Annotated in this window: 18 protein-coding genes; 13 read left to right on the top strand and 5 right to left on the bottom strand. The window is 46.1% G+C overall.

The annotated features are described in order from the left end of the window. Positions 1–33: 33 nt before the first annotated feature. From Q0V21_RS23810 to Q0V21_RS23790, 5 genes are all read left to right on the top strand, one after another. Positions 34–1,116, top strand: a complete 1,083-nt coding sequence (locus Q0V21_RS23810) for a hemolysin family protein (protein WP_301880890.1) — start codon at positions 34–36, stop codon at positions 1,114–1,116. A 300-nt stretch (positions 1,117–1,416) separates the two neighbouring features. Then, complete coding sequence (locus Q0V21_RS23805; protein WP_079344057.1) at positions 1,417–2,367, top strand: ring-cleaving dioxygenase; 951 nt, start codon at positions 1,417–1,419, stop codon at positions 2,365–2,367. 14 nt (positions 2,368–2,381) lie between these two features. Then, entirely contained in the window at positions 2,382–2,987 is a 606-nt protein-coding gene (locus Q0V21_RS23800; RefSeq protein ID WP_301880910.1) for an alpha/beta hydrolase, read from the top strand. A 557-nt stretch (positions 2,988–3,544) separates the two neighbouring features. Then, entirely contained in the window at positions 3,545–4,837 is a 1,293-nt protein-coding gene (gene ilvA, locus Q0V21_RS23795; protein WP_079344059.1) for a threonine ammonia-lyase IlvA, read from the top strand. Then, the gene (locus Q0V21_RS23790) at positions 4,837–5,439 is read left to right on the top strand and encodes a GNAT family N-acetyltransferase (protein ID WP_301880888.1); all 603 of its coding nucleotides are present in this window, start codon (positions 4,837–4,839) and stop codon (positions 5,437–5,439) included. Before ilvA ends, Q0V21_RS23790 begins: the two co-directional genes overlap by 1 nt. A 123-nt stretch (positions 5,440–5,562) precedes the next feature. On the opposite strand, the gene Q0V21_RS23785 is transcribed toward Q0V21_RS23790, so the two are convergent. Further along, positions 5,563–6,534, bottom strand: a complete 972-nt coding sequence (locus Q0V21_RS23785) for a hypothetical protein (protein WP_301880887.1) — start codon at positions 6,532–6,534, stop codon at positions 5,563–5,565. Positions 6,535–6,827: 293 nt separating this feature from the next. Between Q0V21_RS23785 and Q0V21_RS23780 the strand changes: the two genes are divergently transcribed. Then, positions 6,828–9,962 carry a copper amine oxidase N-terminal domain-containing protein gene (locus Q0V21_RS23780; protein WP_301880886.1) on the top strand — a complete coding sequence of 1,045 codons (3,135 nt, stop codon included), beginning with the start codon at positions 6,828–6,830 and terminating at the stop codon, positions 9,960–9,962. Between the two features lie 896 nt (positions 9,963–10,858). Here Q0V21_RS23780 and Q0V21_RS23775 read toward each other — a convergent pair. Then, positions 10,859–11,695 (bottom strand): DUF1129 family protein, encoded by an 837-nt coding sequence (locus Q0V21_RS23775; protein ID WP_301880884.1) that lies wholly within the window; start codon positions 11,693–11,695, stop codon positions 10,859–10,861. A gap of 413 nt (positions 11,696–12,108) precedes the next feature. Between Q0V21_RS23775 and Q0V21_RS23770 the strand changes: the two genes are divergently transcribed. The 3 genes from Q0V21_RS23770 to Q0V21_RS23760 all read left to right on the top strand — a co-directional run bounded on the left by Q0V21_RS23770 (position 12,109) and on the right by Q0V21_RS23760 (position 14,499). Further along, positions 12,109–12,345: a hypothetical protein gene (locus tag Q0V21_RS23770; protein ID WP_301880883.1), complete on the top strand. Its 237-nt coding sequence runs from the start codon at positions 12,109–12,111 to the stop codon at positions 12,343–12,345. Positions 12,346–12,702: 357 nt separating this feature from the next. After that, entirely contained in the window at positions 12,703–13,533 is an 831-nt protein-coding gene (locus Q0V21_RS23765; protein WP_301880882.1) for an alpha/beta hydrolase, read from the top strand. A 180-nt stretch (positions 13,534–13,713) separates the two neighbouring features. Then, positions 13,714–14,499, top strand: coding sequence for a DODA-type extradiol aromatic ring-opening family dioxygenase (locus tag Q0V21_RS23760; protein ID WP_301880880.1), 786 nt, complete (start codon positions 13,714–13,716; stop codon positions 14,497–14,499). A gap of 178 nt (positions 14,500–14,677) precedes the next feature. On the opposite strand, the gene Q0V21_RS23755 is transcribed toward Q0V21_RS23760, so the two are convergent. Both Q0V21_RS23755 and Q0V21_RS23750 read right to left on the bottom strand, forming a co-directional pair. Continuing rightward, positions 14,678–14,890, bottom strand: coding sequence for a hypothetical protein (locus Q0V21_RS23755; protein ID WP_301249939.1), 213 nt, complete (start codon positions 14,888–14,890; stop codon positions 14,678–14,680). Positions 14,891–15,064: 174 nt separating this feature from the next. After that, positions 15,065–15,604, bottom strand: coding sequence for a DoxX family protein (locus tag Q0V21_RS23750; protein ID WP_301880878.1), 540 nt, complete (start codon positions 15,602–15,604; stop codon positions 15,065–15,067). 340 nt (positions 15,605–15,944) lie between these two features. Between Q0V21_RS23750 and Q0V21_RS23745 the strand changes: the two genes are divergently transcribed. The 4 genes from Q0V21_RS23745 to corA all read left to right on the top strand — a co-directional run bounded on the left by Q0V21_RS23745 (position 15,945) and on the right by corA (position 20,162). Next, positions 15,945–17,012, top strand: a complete 1,068-nt coding sequence (locus Q0V21_RS23745) for a DUF3048 domain-containing protein (protein ID WP_301880877.1) — start codon at positions 15,945–15,947, stop codon at positions 17,010–17,012. Positions 17,013–17,228: 216 nt separating this feature from the next. Beyond that, positions 17,229–17,846: a DUF47 domain-containing protein gene (locus tag Q0V21_RS23740; protein WP_301880875.1), complete on the top strand. Its 618-nt coding sequence runs from the start codon at positions 17,229–17,231 to the stop codon at positions 17,844–17,846. A 14-nt stretch (positions 17,847–17,860) separates the two neighbouring features. Continuing rightward, positions 17,861–18,850: an inorganic phosphate transporter gene (locus Q0V21_RS23735; protein WP_024633520.1), complete on the top strand. Its 990-nt coding sequence runs from the start codon at positions 17,861–17,863 to the stop codon at positions 18,848–18,850. A gap of 352 nt (positions 18,851–19,202) precedes the next feature. Beyond that, complete coding sequence (gene corA, locus Q0V21_RS23730) at positions 19,203–20,162, top strand: magnesium/cobalt transporter CorA (RefSeq protein WP_079351079.1); 960 nt, start codon at positions 19,203–19,205, stop codon at positions 20,160–20,162. Between the two features lie 413 nt (positions 20,163–20,575). Here corA and Q0V21_RS23725 read toward each other — a convergent pair whose 3' ends face one another. Continuing rightward, a complete protein-coding gene (locus Q0V21_RS23725) occupies positions 20,576–21,667 on the bottom strand; it encodes a DNA alkylation repair protein (RefSeq protein ID WP_079351078.1) in 1,092 nt (363 codons plus the stop codon). Positions 21,668–21,681: the final 14 nt, after the last annotated feature.

Here is a 21,681-nt window from a genome sequence, read left to right as displayed (position 1 = left end):
TTGGAGGTGAATCCCTCAACTTGAGGGAAATCATTGGACGGAATAATAGCCTTAAACTTATTTTTAGTAGCCGTATTTATCGGTCTGACCGCCTTTTTCGTTGGAGCGGAATTTGCAATTCTGAAAGTACGGATGTCTCGAATAGATCAGTTAATCCTGGAAGGCAACAAAAAAGCGGTATTGGCCAAAAAAGTGGCTCACAATCTGGATTATTATCTATCTGCCTGTCAGTTGGGTATCACCATCACGGCGCTGGTATTGGGTGCACTGGGTGAACCTACTGTTGAGAAAATGCTGCACCCGCTGTTTGAACGACTTGAGGTTCCAGCGGCTTTATCTACGGTACTATCGTATGGTATTGCTCTGGCGATCATCACGTTCCTGCACGTCGTAATAGGTGAATTGGCACCGAAAACGCTCGCGATCCAGTTTGCAGAGAAAATGACTCTGTTGCTTGCACCGCCGCTGTACTGGTTCGGTAAGATCATGAATCCGTTCATCTATGCATTGAATGGGGCTGCACGTCTGCTGCTTGGCATATTTGGTATAAAGCCCGCAGGTCACGATACAGTTCACTCTGAAGAGGAACTGAAGCTGATCATGGCGCAGAGTTATGAAAGTGGAGAGATTAATCAGACGGAGCTGGACTATCTCAAAAACATTTTTGCTTTTGATGAGCGTCTGCTTCAGGAGATTATGATTCGCAAAGACAAAATTGTCACGATTGATAAGGAAATGCCGTTGGATCGTATGATTGAGGTTCTGAAGCAGCATGAATATACACGTTTCCCTGTAATCGAAAAAGGAAATCTGGACCAATTCGTTGGATTTATCCATACGAAGGAGATGCTCACGAGTGTTGCCGCAGGCCGGGCGTTCAATATGGATACCTTTGTTCATGACATGTTGAAATTCTCGGAGTTATCACCAATTAAGGATGTATTGATCCAGATGCAGCAAAGTCGTTCCCATATCGCTGCAGTTCATAATGCGGAGGGGGCAACGGTTGGTCTGGTTACGATGGAGGATATCCTTGAAGAAATTGTTGGAGATATCAAGGATGAGTATGATGGCAAAGATCTGGTACAACCGCCTAAGCGATTAAAATTGACCTAAAGGCATCATGCGAAGTAATTAGGGCCAATGCTGTTTGGCGTCAATGGAATAAGATTCAAGAAAAGCAGGTTCCCGAGTGCTCGGGGCCTGTTTTTTTGTCCATGTCATTATACTCAAGCGGCATTTCAGCAGGTCAACGACCCTAAGTATCTTAATTTTAAAACAAAAGCTTGCAAAATGAGAACGAATGGATTAATATAAATTTAAAGAATCTTAATTTAAAGATAAATAACAAAAAGCAATGCATAACAAACTGCTAAATATAACAATGCTACTAATAAAACCAAGGGAGTGGAGAGTATGTTCAGAACTTCAGGAATCCATCACGTTACGGCTTTTGTAGATGATGCACAGAAAAATGTTGATTTTTACGCAGGTGTATTGGCACTGAGACTGGTGAAAAAAACAATTAACTTTGATGCACCGGATGTGTACCATCTGTATTATGGCAATGAGGATGGGGCACCGGGTACCATTATCACATTCTTCCCGCAGCAAAATGCCAGAAGAGGTGTAATTGGATCAGGACAGACTGGCGTAACGGTATATGCAGTTCCGGTGGGAAGCCTGCCATTCTGGAAAGAACGTCTGACATCCTTCGATATTCCATTTGAAAATAAAACAAGATTTGGCGAGCAGTACATTCGCTTCTTCGATAAAGGCGGCCTGCTGCTCGAATTGGTTGAGCGTGAAGGAGGCCAGGCAAGTCAGTGGTCATTCAACGGCGTAACGCCAGAGCATGCGATTAAAGGCTTTGGTGGTGCTGTATTATTCAGCCATGTACCCGACAAAACAACGGATGTGCTGAAAACGATGCTCGGTTTGGAGCAGGTAGGTGAAGAGAATGGAATCATTCGTTTACAGGCAACGGGTGACATCGGTCAACTGATTGACATTCAATCCACCGGAATTCAACGGGGCATTGGCGGAGCAGGGACAGTACACCATATTGCATGGCGTGCCAAAGATTACGTCGAGCACGAACAAATGCAGCAGGATCTTCAAAAAGCCGGATATCATCCAACGCCGGTCATTGACCGCCAGTACTTCAACGCCGTCTATTTCCGGGAACCGGGAGGTATATTGTTTGAACTGGCTACGGATCCTCCAGGATTTGCACGGGATGAACCACAAGAGAGCATGGGCCAAAAGCTGATGCTGCCTGAATGGTATGAACCACAGCGTGAGCAGATTGAACAGCTGCTGCCACCTATTCAAGTACGTGAATGGAAAGGAGAGTCCAAATCATGACTTCTACCAATACAATGAAACATATGTATAAAGCAGGTGCACAACCGGATGCCCCTACACTGTTGTTGCTGCACGGAACAGGTGGAACGGAGAATGATCTGGTAGGTCTGGCCGAGATGATCGCGCCAGGAGCAGGTATTCTGGGGGTGCGTGGTAACGTATCGGAGAATGGGATGCCCCGTTTCTTCCGCCGCTTGGCGGAAGGCGTGTTTGACGAAGAAGATCTCATTGCACGGACAGCGGAATTGGGTGCTTTTGTGGATGCAGCTGCTGTGGAGTATGGCTTTGATCGTGCGAATGTCTATGCCCTTGGTTATTCCAACGGAGCTAATATCGCAGCAAGTCTGATCTTCCATCAGGCTGACGCATTTAAAGGAGCGATTCTGCACCATCCGATGGTACCGCTTCGTGGTCTGGAATTGCCGGACCTGAAAGGGCTGCCTGTGTTTATAGGAGCAGGAGAGAACGATCCAATTGTGCCAAAACGTGAAACAGATGAACTCGCTTCACTGCTTAGCGGTGCTGGTGCCGATGTGCACATGCACTGGGAGCGTCAGGGTCACCAGTTGACCCGTACGGAGGCAGAAGCCGCGGCAGCTTGGTATAAAACTCAGGTTTAAAAATTCTGCCTGGATGCTTAAATCCTTCTTTTAAAAGGGTTGTCCCATAAGTCATTAAAATGACGGGGCACCCCTTTTTTGGCGTTTTACAGTTTAACGAACCGAGTAGCATACCGCTAGTGCCAATTTCCAACGATCTACTTTTTAATGGATCAGAGCCACACTATGCCTTGTCCAAAAGAGTGGAATAATCTATAATCAAGTAATTGATAATCATTTTCAATTAGATTCGGTTATTTTAACCCTCTTGATCTTGGTAATCTGGAAGTTAGCGTCATTTCAGGTATGAAAACAGGCATGGGAGAGCGTAAAATAAGGCCCGTTATTATACAAGCACATCGTCTAACGGTAAGCTCACTGACCAATACCAAGTGGATCGGAGCCGATCAATCCAGCCATATGGTCATGTTTACGGATCCCCAGATCATTATTAATGAAATCGTGTCAATGATACATGAGGCGAGCTCAGGCGCAAGAACAGAACAAAAGTGATACAATAAAGAGAGAAAAAGCAATGCTTGCATTGCCAACCAAGATAAGCGGAGTGTGGAGAAGAGATGAAACCAGTGGAACAGGAACCAACGGGAACTACCAATTCCGGCCGTGCCAGTGTTGGCATGGAAGATATCGTGCGCGCACATCATGTGCTGAGAGAGGTCATTGTAAGAACGCCGCTGCAGCGGGATGCTGTATTGTCGGCCAAATATAACTGTAATGTGTATCTTAAACGGGAAGATCTGCAGGTGGTACGCTCTTTCAAAATTCGTGGAGCCTACAACATGATTCGTAGTCTGACTCCCGCTGAGCTGGAGAAAGGTATTGTCTGCGCGAGTGCGGGCAACCATGCGCAGGGGGTTGCTTTTTCCTGTAACGCGCTGGGCATCCACGGTAAAATCTTCATGCCGAGCACAACTCCAAATCAGAAGGTGAAACAGGTACGCCGATTTGGTGGAGATAATGTTGAAGTTGTACTGACAGGTGATACGTATGACGATGCTTATGAGGAAGCTATGCGTGCGTGTAATGAACAGGGCATGACGTTTATCCATCCGTTCGACCAGCCCAAGATTATTGCAGGTAATGGTACCGTTGCGATGGAAATCATGGAGAGTCTGGATGAAAAAGCGGATTATGTATTCGTCACAATTGGTGGTGGCGGTCTGGCTGCCGGTGTTGGAACCTACATGAAGACGGTTAGCCCGGAAACCCGCATTGTTGGCGTAGAACCACTTGGCGCGGCTTCCATGAGTGAGGCGATGTTCCGCAAGCAGGTTGTCACGTTGGATGATATTGATAAATTCGTGGATGGTGCTGCGGTGAAACGTGTTGGTGATCTGACCTTTGACATCTGTACCAGTACGCTGGATGACATTGTGAAGGTGCCTGAAGGTAAAGCCTGCACCACCATTTTGGAGTTATATAATGAAAATGCGATTGTTGTAGAGCCTGCTGGTTCACTGGCGGTTGCTGCACTGGAGCAGTATCGCGAGCAGATTGCGGGCAAGACGGTAGTCTGTGTAATTAGCGGTGGTAACAACGATATCGACCGGATGCAGGAAATCAAAGAACGTTCTTTGATCTACGAAGGTCTGAAATATTATTTCATGGTCAATTTTCCGCAGCGTGCGGGAGCATTGCGTGAATTCCTTGTGGAAGTATTGGGACCCAATGACGACATTGCCCGATTTGAATATACGAAGAAACATGATAAGGAAAATGGGCCTGCCTTGGTGGGCATCGAGCTGATGTACAAGGAAGACTACCAGCCGCTGATTGAACGCATGAATCGTAAAGGCATCGCGTATACCGAGCTGAACAAAAATCTCAATCTGTTCAACATGTTAATCTGATGAATTATTCCAATGTGAAGTCGGACCGTAGTGAGGCACGGCCTCTGCTCAGACCTGCTCGTAAGGAAGATGCCGCACAAGTGATTCCTTTACTCTATCAGGCGATTGATGATATTGCCTATGCTCTTGCTGGTGAAGGAGATCATGAGAAAGCGATGCAAATATTGCAGCAATTGTACATGCAGGAAGATAATCGAATCAGCTACCGTAACGTAACGGTCATGGAACAGGATGAGCAAGTCGCAGGAATACTGGTGGCTTATGATGGCGGCGAGGCAGATCGTCTGGATCAGCCAATTCTGGATCGGCCTGGTCGGAGTACAGATGAGAAATATACGTTGGTCAAAGAAACCCGTCCCGGGGAGTATTATCTGGATACTCTATCGGTAAGCGAAGCATATCAGGGGCAGGGTATCGGCAAGGCATTGATGGCTGCTTTTGAGCAGCAGGGAAGGGAACTTGGACACTCGCAGGTATCCCTCATTGTTGAACGTAACAATGGCCGGGCCTTGATGTTGTACGAACGGCAGGGCTATATCAAGGATGAAGTGATTGTCATTGATGGACATGAGTATAGCCATATGGTCAAGCCGATTGCGTAGTTCATGAATCTGCGTTAGTCTGGTGTAGGAGATGCAATTCAACGATAGAATCCAAAGAAGCCGACACGGGAGCGCGATCCTGTGTCGGTTTCTTTGCGTTTATGAGGAGTTTAATCGGATGAATCATTGCATGCTGCCATCTGACCCGGTCGGAACATTCTGTTCCAGCCATTTCTCCACCGCAGCCGTTTTCTCATACTTTGCTTCCTTAACCACATCCATAAAGGCATCCAGCTCGGTGAGGAATTCACTATCAACGGATGCAAGACGCTGCAAGACGCCGTTGTATCCTCTTTGGGCGTTCGCAACCATTTTGTTTGTGTCATAATCAAACAGTGGTGTATTGTTCAGCCCATAAAAGGTATACAGGGTATAACTGTTCAACAAATACTGCACCTGTTTGGTCCGGTTGGATTTTGGATGCAACTCCAGGAATCTTTCCTGGCTGAGTGCTCGAAGGAGAATTTCCTGATAGCCAATGACCAGTGCTCCGTCATCCGCAGGCAAGTTTTTTGTTTCCTTCATCATGATGTTGATGTAGCTTGAGATATCTCCTGTAATATCAGAGGTATATTTCACGAGTGCCGCATAATTCATAATGGGATAGAGGGAGCCTTCGAGCATGACGAGGCGATAGCCGCTGTCCCGGGCTTCTTTTAACAGTGCACGCAGATTCGAGTCCTGGGTACGCTCCATTAGTTTGGTGAAGCTGTCGTTCGTTTGGTATGCCTTGAGCATCTTGTCCTGAACGTTAGGAACGAGCAAGCGGTCCGTCATGGAGGTTAGAGCCTTCAGGCGCGCATTCTCCAGTTGGAGCACCATCAGGGTAGCGTGATGTGTTGTTACCTTTTTGATATTGGATTCCAGATAGGTGTCAGCGGCGGGCAAGCCGTTCTTTTTTTTGAGCATGGACTGAAATGTTTTATATATGGCGGTTGAACTACTGGTAGTTACTTTGGTATCCGCGCTCGACGGAGCTGCAATAGCGACCCCTGTTAAAGGAGCAGAACCAGTCTGAAGCAGCATGGCGACGGCAGTTGCTGTAATGATGGTACGGATGAAGTTATGTTTGGAAAAAATGGACGCTGGTGTCATAAGGGTGAACCTCCCGTAGTTTAGAGATGATAGGTTGCAATACACTAGTCACTTTTACATTAAACGAATTCGGGAAGGATGTTGTTTCGGAATAATGACAAATTCTTCTGTTATTTTTAACCTTTGGAGGGTAGATGGCGGAAGGACATTTCTGCGAAAATATTTTTTGTGGGATTGGAAACTTTTACTCCTATTCATACGTCTTAGATGTGCACAGGAAATTACAGGAATAAAATGAAATTCAAAACGATCACATTTTAACTTAAACCATGAAGAGAATGGGGATATTGGATATGAAGAAAGCGGGAGGACGTCAAGTGAAAAAGGTGATGTCAGCACTGGCTGTATCGGCTATGTTGATGTCAGCACTACCTACGTCGGTTATGGATGCAGCTGCGAGAATTAGCATATATATCAACGATGCGGAGCTGTCATCCGCACAGGCGCCTGTCATGAAAGGTGGACGTGTACTGGTTCCGTTGCGGTCCATCTTTGAAGGATTGGATGCCACTGTAGAGTACACCAACAGAACCAAAACCATTAAGGCTAGTCGGGGTGACCAAGAAGTCTCGTTGACGCTGGGTTCCAAAACGGCTTACATCAACGGTGAAGCGATCGCACTGGATGTGCCTGCGAACACAATCAAAGGAAATACGATGGTTCCGATTCGTTTTGTTAGTGAAGCTTTTGGGGAGAAAGTATTCTGGAATTCCCGCAATCAGCGGGTAGATATCAAAACAACGTCCACACCTCCTGTGGATGAAACGAAATATGCAGCATGGAACATTTATGGTTCTGTATCCGGAAGCAATGGGGATGGTCGTGACCTGACTGTAAGCTTCACACGTCCGACATCCGAGAAGGCTGTATCCTCATATCGGATTATGCTGGTAAAAACGCGTGATGTGAACAGCTTCAATGAGTCTGCGGCATCGGTTGTACCATCCGGTAATTATACATCCGTTTCTCCAAATGGTACTGATCCAAAATTAACGCTGAATGCCCAGACACGCGACGTAAATGGGGATTTGTTAAATACAAGTGAAACCTATCGTCTGTATGTACTTACTATGGGGAACAGCAACAATAATTACAAAAATCTGCTGGCCTGGTCTTCCCAGTCCTTGAAACTAAACAATGTGAAAACGACGGTTCAACCTGTCACAGGCCTTCGGATCGCAGATATCAGTGACTATGGGGATGGCCGTGACTTGGAAATTAACTTTACACAGCCGAGCACCACATCCAATATTACGTATTACCGTGCTTTTGTAGTCAAGGCGAAAGACGCTTCTTCATTCAATCTGACTACGGCCAATAATGTATCCAGTTCGAATTCAACCATTATCTACAAAGGCAACAGCACGGCTGTCAAAAGCCAGCTCAGTTCCTCGACGCGTGATACATCCGGGGAATTGATCAAAAACGGCACATCATATGTCGTGTACATCATGTCAGTGAGCTCCAACGCGGCAACAGCGGACAACAAGCTGTCCTCTGTATCATCTTCGCTTACGCTGGGTGTAAACACAGCAACAGCACCTGTTATCACGTCAGTGAGAGACAATTCGGATTATGGAGACGGTCGTGACATTCAAGTGAGCTTCAACCGTTCATCTGATGAGTCTAAAGTTGCTAATTATCGGATTTTCGTAGTACGCAACTCGGTATCCAGCAGCTTTAATCTGACTACGGCGAGTAATCTGTCTTCCAGCTTGTACTATAATGTGAACAAAACAGGAAACAATATTACAACCACACTGCCATCCTCCATGAAGGACACAAGTGGTTATAACGTAACAAATCTGCAGGATTATCGGATCTACGTTATGGCTGTAGGCAACCAGCAGAATGGATATACCAATGCGCTGTCCTCTTCGTCGACGCAGTTGAGACTGACAACGAATAGTAATGCTGGAGTCGCAAGCAACATTGGGGTGGCTGATGTGAGTGACAACGGTGATGGACGCGATCTGCGGGTTTCGTTTAATAGAGCTTCGGATGAATCTAACGTTTCCGTATATCGAGTATATGTAGTACGTTCCGGAAATACAGGCAGCTTCACACTGAGCGCAGCGAATGCATCGAACAATTATTATCAGGTGAACAAGACAGGTGGAAATCAGTCATTTACTCTTCCTAGCAATGCGGTCGATACTAATGGCTACAGAATTACTAATAATGAAGGCTATCGTGTATTCGTCCTGTCGGTAAGCACAAGTGGAAATTCCAGCCAGAATGCATTGTCTTCTTATTCTTCACAAATCACGCTGACTGCCAATGCAGCTGTGACTGCACCAAGCAATGTGGCGGCAACAGATATTGGGGATAACGGCAATGGTAGCGATCTGCGTGTGACGTTCAATCGTTCGACGGATGAGACGAATGTGAATCACTATCGTGTGTTTGTGGTGAAATCGGGCAATGCGAGTAATTTCAATCTAGCAGAAGCTAGCAGGAATTCGAACTATAAGCTCGTAAGCAAGAACGGATCAAGCAGCTACCCTGTAACTCTAGATACTAGTTCCAAAACAACGGATGGGGATCTGATTCGTAATGATGTGAGCTATAAGGTGTTTGTAATGGCAGTAAATAATAACGCCTCTCTTGCCAATGCATTGTCTTCAGGCTCGGGAGTGATCACATTGGCTACGGCTGTAGCCGCAGTGAGTAATGTAATCGCAACTGTGAAAGAAACAGCGCAAGCAGCAGGTAATGTAACGGATGTAACCGTGACATTTACAAGGCCTGCTTCTGAGACAGGGATTGGGCGTTATGTGCTAATGGTTGTACCTGCTTTAACAGCGTTTGATTTGAATGCGGCCAAAGCGACTGCAAAATCTACTTATGCAACAGCTGTTACTTCAAGTCCTACAACTTTGCCGACAGTGCTGCTTGATAGCAACGGTAATAATATTCAAGCAGGCACATCGTATAAAGTGGTTATTTTATCCGAATCATCAGACAACAAACGTGATTCCAACATAGCCTTTTCGCCTTCATTCACGATTAATCCAGTACTTGTTGGAAAAGCAACTGGCGTGACAGCGACAGCGAATGATTCTTCCATTGATGTCAGCTTCACCAAGCCTAGCAATGAAACTGGAATTGCAGGCTATGATGTTTACATTGTCCAAGATACGAGTAACACAATCGATAACGGCCTTGGTAGTCGAGTAGGAACTGTGAATAGTGGGGCAGGCAATCCATCAACAGCGAACGTTAACATTACCGGTAATTCAACGGATTCAGATGGGTTTGCTTTCAAATCAGGAAAATATAAAATCAGAGTGGTTTCCGTGTCTAGTGACGCTGCGAAATATGCAACTACGAAGTCAGATATAGCTACATTTACTATTCCGGCAGCTCCTACGTCCAATCCGGATAATGGTAGTCAAACGCCTGCTGTAGAGACCCCACCTCAATAATTGTAAAGAGAGTTTTATGCTTTGATGAGTAGTTCGTTTTTGATGAGCGCGAGAAGTAGTGGAGGGGACGGAATCGATTCTGAAGAAGCGGCAGCGCTCGCCTTTGTCTCCGAATTTAAACCTTATAGAGGTTGAATCAGATAAATTTGGAGACAACAGCGATCGAAAGAACGATCCGTAACCGGAATGGTCACTCCAAGAACCAACAATTTTATCATTCAGTTTTGTTGACAAACCAGGCTCCCCTTCCAAAAGTGAAGGGGAGTTTTTCTTGGTCTTAAAAGTTGTTCTGCCACCGTAGTAGATTTTCTGAATCACACATATTCCACTTAAAAATCCTGTCACCAAAAAGGTTCCTTTGACCGTTGTGCAAAGGGGCAAACGGGTGGAGAATAGGGGAAAGAAGAGCATGATCCGAAAGGAATGATGGTATGCTTTCATTTCGCTTAACCTGCCTGCCGGATTCCCGGTTGCCTCTGTATCTGTATTGTGTAGGAACAAAAGAAGAGAAAGTTCAGTTTAGACCTGATTGGATTTCCGGTATATCAGCTTTTTTTGTTGCGCAGCGGATCATCTATATGAAGTATGACAAGGCCATTCCTTTCGAGGCGGGAGCAGTTTCAAACGAGCTACTGGCGTATTATAAGTTACTCATAAGGTGTGGTACGTGATCACTGTTACCTCTGATGGAGTGAGGGTATTTTGAAGTTTTCCTGAACGGTCTGAAAATAAAAATAGCTGTCGAGAATTTCTCAACAGCTGGCTGGGGGCCATTATGGCCTCTTTTTTGACACTAGATATTCTATCTCATCACCGAATGTCGTACTTCCTCTTCGCACATCATACACTTGCATGATATACCCAATGCTGCTGCCCCACTATGGGCATTAGCATCCTTACGCTTTCTTTTGTCCGAAAAGTGGTCTCAGCGTAGCCAATCCTACAATTCCAATCACGAGACTAATCCATGGAGCCAGCGTAAATACGGGAAGGCTGTCACGCAGTGGATATCCTACAAATAGGACAAGCACAACGATAACGATATAGATGGCGATCCCGCGAAGATTGACCTGTGGTCTGGCAGTCTTGTCTGCTCCCTGATCATCTGGACGCTCTGCAAGGCGACGAAGCATTTCAACGAGTGCAATCCCGCCAACCGCCGCAACGATAAGAGAGAACAGGCTGATATGGCTAAACGGTTCCGTATCTCCACCTGTCCAGCCAACAAATAGACCAACTGCCCCCTGAATCAGCATGACAAAAGATAAAGCTGCCCAGGAGATCATGATATACCATTTGGGCGCTCGTTTAACCTGATCCGTAGACTCCGCTGATTCGGCTTCAACTGTTGCTGCCTTCTTGGCTGAAGCATTACGTTTATTGGAGTTGCTTCGGGTGCCCGCTACAACCGTACTTGAAGTTGTGGATGGGGCGATATTAGATTCAACAGGATCAGCGTCCTCATGATTAGTTGCCACGCCTAGCTGTGAATAGATATCCTGTTCCAGATCAGGTCCATATAACTCGCGCGCAGGTTTACCGTCACGCTGAGCTTGTACGATAGCTCTCCCGGCAGAGAGAATCCATTCTTCTTGCGTTCTCTCATCGGCTGGTGCTTGGCGCGCCATGGTGCTGATCTGGTCGAACAGTTTGACATGTTCCGGTGTCATCTTACTCATTTCGGTCATTTGCCGATTCTGTATTTCTTTCAACTTCTTATAGGAAATCCCCAATGATTGCTCCCCCTGTCTACACACGTTCTGATCCCCGGTGATCTGGAGACCCTGACGGTATTTTAGTATACGGGAAGGTCTCTCGTTTCGCAAAGTCATTCCTTATAAAACAATTGTTTACGATTCGACCATAGCCCTGCGCAGGCCAGAATGACACAGGTGCATAGCAGCACCAGTTTACCGTGAATACGAATCCATTCCAAGATGTGTTCCATGATTTCAACCCTTTCGCCAGAAGGAATCGGAGGCAAATGTTGGCTATGATATATTGTTTAGGTTCTCCTTGATTCGCCGTTAATATGCGTAAGAGAGAGTTCAGTTCCAACGATTGTGTGAAGAATGAATAAAGTGCAGCCGAATCCACCACAATAGTAGCATTTCCAACAGAAACCAGGGATTGGAGTGTGGCAGATATGGATCAACAAAAGGAGCAATTAACAAGGAAGCTGCTGCTGAGTAGCAACTCCCGCGGCGTAACGGATGAAGTTGTGCCGATGGAAGAGACGTTGGAGGATGCTGAATATCCGGAAGAGTATACAGAGGGAACCTTTCAGTCGGGGAGCTTTTGGGAAAGCTCAACTTCGGTTTATGAAAACGATTGGCAGGGTCGAGTGGAGACCCATGAGATGTTTCGTCGCAGCTATGAGTAATTTCTAACAGAAGGTTCAGGTCGCCAATATGGATGGCAGCGTATTGGTATTACTCAACCCGCTTATTAAGAAAAGCTGAGCTGAAATTTCAGTTATTTTAGTTTCTATGGTTCAGCACCAGTATATTAGCACTAGGTATAATTCGAGTCAGCTGTTGTCAGCTTGGCTCATTTTTTTCGCGTTTTTGCCGATAAAATATAGATAAGATATGACTGGATATGGACATTTCCTCACGTTGACTTGAGGTTCACAGGATGATAATATACTAATATATCTTAATACACATTAAACTTATCGGATTTATATATAATTAACAAAATGAACAAGAGCAGGGAAGAATGGAAAGGGGAAATGGGCATGGAGCGTCAGATTAGTATTCGTCATGGGCAGGAAGAATTAACAGCCACGATTCATTATCCGGTCGTCAAAGACATCAAGGAGGGAAATCAACAACAGCGCGTGCCTCTTGCTGTCATCTGCCACGGATTCGTAGGAAGTCGGATCGGTGTGGATCGTCTGTTTGTGAAGACCGCCCGTGAGCTGGCCGAAGATGGGTATTTGGTACTGCGCTTCGATTATATCGGCTGCGGGGAGAGCAGCGGTGAGTACGGAGCTGAAGGACTTGAATCCATGATTACCCAAACACGTTCTGTGCTGGATTATGCCGTAAATTGCAGTGATGTAGATCCAACCCGTGTGACGCTGATAGGTCATAGTCTGGGTGGAGCTGTTGCTCTGCTGACTGCTGTCCGTGATAAACGAGTCAAGAATCTCGTCATGTGGTCATCCGTAGGATATCCGTTCAATGATATTGTGAAGATTACGGGACGTAGTGTGTACGATGAAGGGGTGAAACTGGGATCTGCTGATTATCTCGGCTACAAGTTTACACCCGCATTCTTTGAATCACTGGCTGAACATCAGCCGTTCCAGGAAGCCGTTAAATTTAACGGGGATGTTCTGGTGGTGCATGGTACGTCGGATGAGATCATTCCTGTCGACTACGCGTTTCTGTATCAAAAGGTATTCTGGATGCGCCAGGAAGGCCGCTGCGACAAGGAGATTATTTTCCAGGGTGATCATACCTTCTCTTCCGGTAAAGAGCGGGAACAGCTGATCACACGTACGAGAGAATGGCTGGGAGAGCGTCAGAAGATCGAACAGGATTGGCAGCATTGGATGATCTAAAGTGGTCTTATGCCAAGCTTTTTCGTTGGTCTGGAGCATGGCATGGTCAACATGAGCTGATTCAAAAGGCAACATGCGCGTACGGAATGCATCCTGATTGGGATGATAGCTTGGAAAAGCGCCTTCTTCGGGGTAAAATAGAAGGGTAAGCATCCTATCCGTGTCTGGAGGTTGGCAGCAATGACATTACCCGCATTATTCATTGCGCATGGTTCTCCCGCTCTGGCGGTGGAGAGCAATGACTACACTCACTTTTTGAACCAGCTTGGAGACAGGCTGCCGGCTCCGAAAGCCATTGTTGTATTTACGGCGCATTGGGATTGTCCCGAACCGTCCGTGACAATGGATGATACACATCAGACCTTGCATGATTTTTACGGATTTCCCTCTAATATGTATACAATGAATTACCCAGCATCTGGTCAGCCAGATCTGGCGAATGAGATCTGTGCCTTGTTCACTCGTAGTAATCTTGCACATCAACCGGTTCGAGGCCGAGGTCTGGATCACGGTGTATGGGTACCGCTATTACACATGTATCCAGAAGCCAATATTCCTGTTATTGCGGTATCTGTTGATTCGCTGCGTTCCCCGCAGGAACAGTATGATATTGGCCGGATGCTGGAACAGCTGCGTCATGATAATGTGCTGATCATTGGCAGCGGCGGAACAGTCCATAACCTGCGCATGCTTGGTAGCAATGATGAACCACAAGACTGGGCAGTGGAATTCGATAACTGGATTGGGGAGCGGCTTGAGCAGTGGAACACGAGAGAGCTATTTCAATATGACAAAAAAGCCCCCTACGCCCGCACGGCAGTTCCATCTTATGGAATGGAGCACATTGCGCCCTTGTTCTATGCCATGGGTACGGCTGACATGTCCCGATCTGCAAAACGACTATTCCAGTCGTATCCTTACGGTACGCTCAGTTTGAACTGCTGGCAGTTTGGTGACGGCGTATAACTTGGCGCAGACAACAGAACGTGAACAGGTCTATAAGTCATATTATGCCAATACACGGTAGATCATTGACCGCAAGACTTAGGTTAATAAATCGTTGAAGTAAAAAAGGTTTCTGCTGCCAGCATGATGGCTTCAGAAACCTTTTTCTATGACTTTAACATTTTGAAAGTTAGTGCAGCTATTTGCGAATCTCGAAAAGCTCACATGCTGTACGCGAATGATATGCCAGCTCACTTACACTGGACTGCACAACAATGGTATTGCTGTCAAAACGGATAATGACGCCACCGGAATCAATCTGATGGTTATCTTTAAAAACACGAACCTTATGCTTCATGTCCATGGCTTCCTGGAAGTCGGCATCGGTTTCAAGTCGGCGCTGGGTTGGCATGTCATGTACTCCTTTAATTATATTCGATCTATACGTTCATCATAATACGTGTTTCTGTAGATGAGCAAGTCAGATGAATGTGCAAGCATATCTAAAGAACAAAAAAAGTCCTGCTCTCCAGGGGGAGGGGAGCAGGACCGCGAATACTATTAATTTTTTTATATTTTTTAATCATTAGGCTGTTTTGTGCGTATGGTTTATCGTTGGTGTATCTTTAGGCTGGCTGCCTTTATTGCGAGTGAACAATCCGCGAAGGTAAGGCATTACCCAACGATCCAAACCGATTTTACCAGCATTTGCGCCAGCGACTACAAGGAAGATTTCCATCAGAACCAATTGAGCATTCGTGCTTACTGTTCCCGAGAAGAGGAACGCGAAGTTCATGACCATTGCCATAAGTGCTGCCAGTGTTGTGAAGCATCCAAGAATGAGGCCCAGACCTACAAGGAATTCACCCAGAGGGATAACGAAGTCGAACAGTCCTGCGTTTGGTACCGCGAAGTTCTCAAGGAATGTTCCCCACCAAGCTTGAACGGTTGGATTTTCACCCGTTGCTTTTCCTACAGCGCCTGCAAGGAATCCGCCAGCTTGGAATCCACCTGTCAATTTGCCCCAGCCGTGTGTCATCCAGTCGTAACCGATATACACCCGAAGTATTGTCAAAATCCACATTGCCACTTTGTTTTCTCTAAGCCATTGGTTGAAGCTGAACATATAAACCACTCCTTCATGGAATTTAGTGTGTGTTGTTGTTTTTGTTTTTTCTAAGTGATCACCTTTGATGTCTTTATTGTATAGTTCAAAAGTCATCTTGTTTGTGATTATTATCACAATCTAGTTCAAATTTTAAGTAAGGTTTGAGAAGTTCACATTTAGGACATATTTTTCATCCTGCTTCACGTTTCAAACGTAAAACGAAGGGTAGAAAATGCTCTCCTTATCGAAGACAAATGATGCTGTGTGTGATTAAATGGAAAGAAATACGTGAAATGGTCACTACATTAAGAGCAACTACAGCCTAGATTTCAGCCATATCGTTCAGGAGGTACATATATTGAAGCAATTGAAATGGAACAAGATGATGTCAGCGGCATCGCTACTTATTCTGGCCCTAAGTCTGGTCGCTTGCCAAAATAAGGAGATGGTCCAGGTCCCGAAACCGGAGACCGTTCCTACACCTTTACAGGAGGAACAAGTAACGGAAGAACCTTCCACGTCGCTCTATACAGCACCACTGACGGGTCTGCCTGTTGATGAAGCAATTACGCGTCGTCCACTGGCGGTTATGATTAACAATGCTCCTGCAGCGCGGCCCCAATCAGGTCTGAGTGCAGCTGACATTATTATCGAAGTGCTCGCAGAGGGAGGCATTACCCGTTTTATTGCGATCTTCCAGAGTGAAGGCGGGGCAGATACGGTAGGACCGATACGCAGTATTCGCCCGTATTTAATCGAACTTGGTGAGAGCTATGATGGTGTATTGGTTCATGCGGGTGGCAGCCCGGATGCGTATTCCATTTTGCAAAAGCAGCAGAAACAGCATATGGATGAGATATCGAATAGTGGCCCTTATTTCTGGCGTTCCTCGGATCGTAAAGCACCTCACAATCTGTACACGTCGGCGGACAAGCTAAGAGAAGGCGCAGATACCAAAGGCTATAGTCACGACTTCAAGTCCCCTGTGTATACGTATAACGAAGAAGGTGCCACGTCCGCCGGAGAGTTGGCCAAGCAGTTTGAGCTTCATTATTTATTGGAGAGTTACCGGGTTACGTATGATTACGACGAGGTTAGTGGACGATATATGAGATTGGTGAACGGAAAGGCTGATCAGGATCTGGATAATGGCATTCAGATGGGAGCCGCCAACATTATTGTAGCCGGAGCGGATCACAAGGTGCTCGACAACGTGGGCAGACTGTCGGTTAATCTGGAGCAGGGTGGGGAAGCCATGTTGTTTCAGAAAGGTAAAATGATTCGAGGTCAGTGGGTTAAGAAACCGGGTGATATTATTCGATTTGTACAAAATGGGACTGAAGTTGCTCTTGTTCCTGGCAAGACTTTTATCAGTATCGTTCCGAATCAGCCTGACTTTGCAGGGCATATTGAAATTCAAAATTAATCCAATTTGAAGAGAAATGTAAACGCAGTGTAAAATTTCATCATCATTTTTCCAGCCATTCCAAATAATTAAGATTCATTTCAGATTTATGTGATAAGAATATAAAAAAGGATCATGCCTTATGTACAAACCGTGAAACATTTATGATAAGATATCAAAGGTTGTCATTTCATGTTTCATCGGTTATCGGCAATTTCTCGTAAAGGGGATAGAGCTATGAAGCTTAAGAAGAAGAAGGATATATTTTTTGAGACACTAGAGAACATGGCAGATGCGGTCGTGCAAGCGGCAGATTATTTCTCCCAACATGTTTCCAACCTTCAGGATGTGACTCTTTTTGCCAATGAAATGAAGAAGTACGAGTCCCAATGTGATGACTATGTGCACACGATCATTACGGAACTCAACAAAACATTTATCACGCCGATCGAACGCGATGATATTATGGAGCTGACAACGACACTTGATGACGTATTGGACGGACTCGAAGCAACGGCTTCCCGTTTCTATATGTACCAACTGACTGACCCGGACGAATATATCGTTCAATTCGCTGAAATTTTGCGCCAATCGGCTTACGAAATTCAGAAGGCCATTCATTTGCTGTCTCAGAAAAAATTGCTGGCGATTCGCGAGTACACCATTCGTCTGAACGATCTGGAAAACCAGGGCGACGAAGTGCTGCGCATGTGTATCAAGAACCTTTTCGCTACCGTGCCTGATCCGATTGAATTGATCAAACGCAAGGAAATTTACGAACGTCTTGAGACGACAACGGATGCTTGTGAACACGTAGCGAATGTGCTCGAATCCATCATCATGCGTAATTCTTAAGGAGCCAGAGAATAATGGAAACAACGATTTGGGTATTGGGTATAGTCGTCTTCCTTGCACTGGCGTTTGACTTCATCAACGGATTTCACGACACGGCGAATGCCATTGCAACTTCGGTCTCGACACGGGCACTGACTCCGCGCCGGGCGATCCTTATGGCTGCCGTGATGAACTTTGTCGGTGCCATGATGTTTACAGGAGTAGCGAAGACGATTGGGGGAAGTGTAACAGACCCCACCACGCTGGATAATGGGATCGAGGTCGTCATAGTCACCTTGATCGCCGCGATCATCTGGAATCTCGTTACATGGTGGTTCGGCATTCCTTCTTCATCCTCGCATGCACTGATTGGCGCTCTTGCTGGAGCCGTACTTGTTGGCGCAGGAGCTGATAAAGTCAAATGGAGTGGATTTATTGACATCGTCGGAGGATTGTTATTATCTCCTCTGATCGCATTTGCCATCGGTTATGTGGTCATGACCATTCTCAAATATATTTTTGCCAAACGCAGTCCGCATAATGTGAACAAAGGTTTCCGTACGGTACAGATTTTCACAGCAGCGCTCCAGGCGTTTACGCACGGTACCAATGATGCTCAGAAGGCAATGGGGATTATTACTTTTGCATTGGTCGCAGCAGGTGTACAGGATCATCTGGATGTTCCGCTGTGGGTTAAAATCTCCGCGGCAACAGCAATGGCGCTCGGTACTTCCATCGGTGGTTGGAAAATCATCAAAACGATGGGAACCAAAATTTTTAAAATTGAACCGATTAACGGGTTTGCAGCTGATCTGTCAGCCGCGTCTGTTATTTTCACGGCAACGTTGCTCCACCTGCCGGTGAGTACAACTCACGCTATCACATCTGCCATTCTGGGTGTAGGTTCCGCGAAGCGTTTCTCAGCCGTCAAATGGGGACTTGCTGGACGTATCATTATTACGTGGTTTATTACGATTCCGATTTCCGGGGCGCTGGCAGGATTGCTGTACTGGATCATTTTCTAATTAGAAGAAGTATTCAGGAACCAATTCGGTGGTTCAGACAAACTGTTCATAACTGTGTGAATATCGGGATATGTGGACAATTATACAATCAAAACGAAGAGACGCCTGTGCATGAACGTGTGGACAGGCTGGATATGTGGATAGCCATCCGTGGAATGATAAACCAAAAGAAGATATTCCTGTGGATACAGGAAACTGTGGATAGGGAAATGAGAGAAGCCAACAGGGTTGGCTTTTTTTGTTGTCGCGATCACAGGATAACGTGTGTATAATGGGCTGTTGCAGGAGACGATTCAGGGGTTAAAGTTGTACAATAACGTAAAGGATACAAGACAAGGACGTGGTCTAATTTATGATTCGTACACTCGCCATCTCACGGGATCATCAGGTATCTGTAAATGTACCGCTTACACAGCTGGATCTGCAGGAATACGCTTGGGTTTGGGCGGATTTCAATCAGCCTTCGGAAGAGGAAAGCCGGTTGCTGGATACATATTTTCATTTTCACCCATTAGCTATTGAGGATTGTATGCTTGTGCTGCAGCGGCCCAAGCTCGATTATTATGACAACTTACAGTTCCTTGTGCTGCATGCGCTGAACCCTTCCACATTGGAAGCGGAGGAGGTGGATCTGTTTCTAGGCTCGAACTTCCTGGTGTCCTTTCATCATGGGGTACTGGAGGAAGTCGATGAAGCGTGGGAGCGGTTGCTGCATCATGCGCACGAACGAACCATCTGGGCTCGGGGTCCGGTGGCAGCGGCGTATACGGTGATGGACAAGCTGGTCGATCATTATTTCCCGTCTCTGTTTGCCATTGAGGATGAGCTGGCTGAACTGGAGAACCGGGGCGGCAAGGAGTCGGTGGAAGACCTGATGAATCAGGTGTTCGACCTGCGCAGTCGATTGCTGAAGCTTAGACGAACGGTAGTGCCCATGCGGGATTTGCTCTATCGGGTGGTCAACTCCCAACATGTGCAGCGATCAGGGGAGCATACCGTATATTTTACGGATATCTATGACCATTTGTTGAAGCTGACTGACATGATTGAAGCCGATCGGGAAATGACGGCAGACCTACGCGACAGTTACATCTCCTTGAATTCTAATCGAATGAACCAGATTATGAAGACCCTTACCGTGATTACAACCGTCTTTATGCCACTGACGCTAATTGCGGGGATCTATGGCATGAACTTTGCCTATATGCCTGAGCTGCAATGGAAGTTTGGGTATGGGGCAGTGCTGCTGCTGATGTTTGTTCTGGGCGGAAGCATGGTGGCCTGGTTTGTGAAGCGGGGCTGGTTTAAGTAAGGAAGAATAGAAGCTAAGCGGGATAACAAGTAAATAGTAAGATAAAGGCTAGCGATCTGCAAAGATCGCTTCTTTAGCCTGTGAAATATGTGTATAAAGCACATATAGGAGTATATATAGGAGTACATATTGATTCGTTGTCTGAATAGATGTCCACATGTGGATAAGATAAATGAAGAAGCATCATGTGCATAACTAGGTTTTGAGGGAATTGGGGCTGTTACAAACATGGGTAAAAGGAAAAAAGGTAAAAGGGTAAAAGGCATCTTCATTAAAGAAGACACCTTGGGGAATTTCTCAAGGAGCGGATTCCATGAGCTGAATTTCAACATGGGATCGATATCATAAAATGAAATGAAATGAACCGTGCTAAATGTTCATCCTAAGTTAACTTGCTACATGCCATTCAGGGGTTACTCGGATGGCTCCAGTACAAAAGTGGCCGTAGCAGCAGGTTGTCCATTCACAACAATCGTTAACGTGTGCAAACCAGCATAATAACGTCGGGTCGTAATGACTTTGAACGACTGCTTAGTTGCAACCTTGGTTCTCCCGGTAGGGAAATTCTTGTCCGAGCATTTGAAACGTTTGGGTGCCTGCTTGCCATTCGCTTTCATATATCCAATTTCATATTCGATCCGCAGCATCTGGGACTGACCACTTTCGTTCACGACATCAAAGGAAAAATGAAGATCCTCTCCGATGGCCACGGTATCACTTGCAAGCTGAAGATGCTCGATATGTGTCGCATCCTGCTCGACATAACCAAAGAGACTTAGCGCCTTCGGATGCCCTTTTTTCAGCAAGGAGCGGCTTGCATGACGAACAATCCAATCGGTATGCTCATGTTGTCCATACCAGCTGGAGGCCAAATCCAGGACCAGTGCCGGATGATCTTTCGAGATGTCGTTCAGGTGATTGGCTACACTTTTCCGGACATACAGGGACTCGTCCTGCTTCAATTCATGAAGAATGGGAAGTACTGGTGTTGGATCAGTGATGAATCCCCGCAGTTTGGAGCCCCATGGTAGACGTGGGCGACTGCCTTCACTGGCAAGTCTGCGAATATGCTCATTGGGGCTGCTTGTCCACTGCATCATTCGTCTCATCGTTTCGATCGGATATCGTTCAATAAACGGGCGTACCGCGAACTCGGAACTGGAATAAGGTGTGAAGAGGGTCAAGTACTTCATGGATAGCTCGTAGTTTTCCGGTGCAAGTCCATTCACTTCGACAAAATCCGGTACGAACAGATACTCGACTCCTCGCATCTGTGGTGCTGCCTGCTCAATCACATGCAATGCTTCTTCATAGTTGTCAGGCAGAACCTCGGTCAAAGCGAGTGTAATCCGGCGGATACGGGCTTTGAATTCCAGCTCTCCCCAGCCCTCGGCGAATACAAGTTCACGAAATTGCTGCTTGTCCAGCTTGGGGTAAAATTGGTGTAACCGTTCTCCCGTCCGTTCGATTAATGCGGGAGTATACTTATCTTTGAACAGTTCCATAGTCCGCCTCCTTT

It is taken from the genome of Paenibacillus sp. 11B (assembly GCF_030487755.1).
Classification (GTDB): domain Bacteria; phylum Bacillota; class Bacilli; order Paenibacillales; family Paenibacillaceae; genus Paenibacillus; species Paenibacillus vandeheii.
Note: the sequence above shows the minus strand (reverse complement) of the source record. Positions and strands in the feature narration are given on the sequence as shown.

What these genes read in the sequence shown, in the direction of transcription:
- corA (WP_079351079.1), top strand. Translation starts at nt 19,203, where the DNA reads ATGATTCGTACACTCGCCATCTCACGGGATCATCAGGTATCTGTAAAT.
- Q0V21_RS23770 (WP_301880883.1), top strand. Translation starts at nt 12,109, where the DNA reads ATGGATCAACAAAAGGAGCAATTAACAAGGAAGCTGCTGCTGAGTAGC.
- ilvA (WP_079344059.1), top strand. Translation starts at nt 3,545, where the DNA reads ATGAAACCAGTGGAACAGGAACCAACGGGAACTACCAATTCCGGCCGT.
- Q0V21_RS23755 (WP_301249939.1), bottom strand. Translation starts at nt 14,890, where the DNA reads ATGCCAACCCAGCGCCGACTTGAAACCGATGCCGACTTCCAGGAAGCC.
- Q0V21_RS23735 (WP_024633520.1), top strand. Translation starts at nt 17,861, where the DNA reads ATGGAAACAACGATTTGGGTATTGGGTATAGTCGTCTTCCTTGCACTG.
- Q0V21_RS23750 (WP_301880878.1), bottom strand. Translation starts at nt 15,604, where the DNA reads ATGTTCAGCTTCAACCAATGGCTTAGAGAAAACAAAGTGGCAATGTGG.
- Q0V21_RS23800 (WP_301880910.1), top strand. Translation starts at nt 2,382, where the DNA reads ATGAAACATATGTATAAAGCAGGTGCACAACCGGATGCCCCTACACTG.
- Q0V21_RS23790 (WP_301880888.1), top strand. Translation starts at nt 4,837, where the DNA reads ATGAATTATTCCAATGTGAAGTCGGACCGTAGTGAGGCACGGCCTCTG.
- Q0V21_RS23765 (WP_301880882.1), top strand. Translation starts at nt 12,703, where the DNA reads ATGGAGCGTCAGATTAGTATTCGTCATGGGCAGGAAGAATTAACAGCC.
- Q0V21_RS23725 (WP_079351078.1), bottom strand. Translation starts at nt 21,667, where the DNA reads ATGGAACTGTTCAAAGATAAGTATACTCCCGCATTAATCGAACGGACG.
- Q0V21_RS23740 (WP_301880875.1), top strand. Translation starts at nt 17,229, where the DNA reads ATGAAGCTTAAGAAGAAGAAGGATATATTTTTTGAGACACTAGAGAAC.
- Q0V21_RS23785 (WP_301880887.1), bottom strand. Translation starts at nt 6,534, where the DNA reads ATGACACCAGCGTCCATTTTTTCCAAACATAACTTCATCCGTACCATC.
- Q0V21_RS23760 (WP_301880880.1), top strand. Translation starts at nt 13,714, where the DNA reads ATGACATTACCCGCATTATTCATTGCGCATGGTTCTCCCGCTCTGGCG.
- Q0V21_RS23780 (WP_301880886.1), top strand. Translation starts at nt 6,828, where the DNA reads ATGAAGAAAGCGGGAGGACGTCAAGTGAAAAAGGTGATGTCAGCACTG.
- Q0V21_RS23805 (WP_079344057.1), top strand. Translation starts at nt 1,417, where the DNA reads ATGTTCAGAACTTCAGGAATCCATCACGTTACGGCTTTTGTAGATGAT.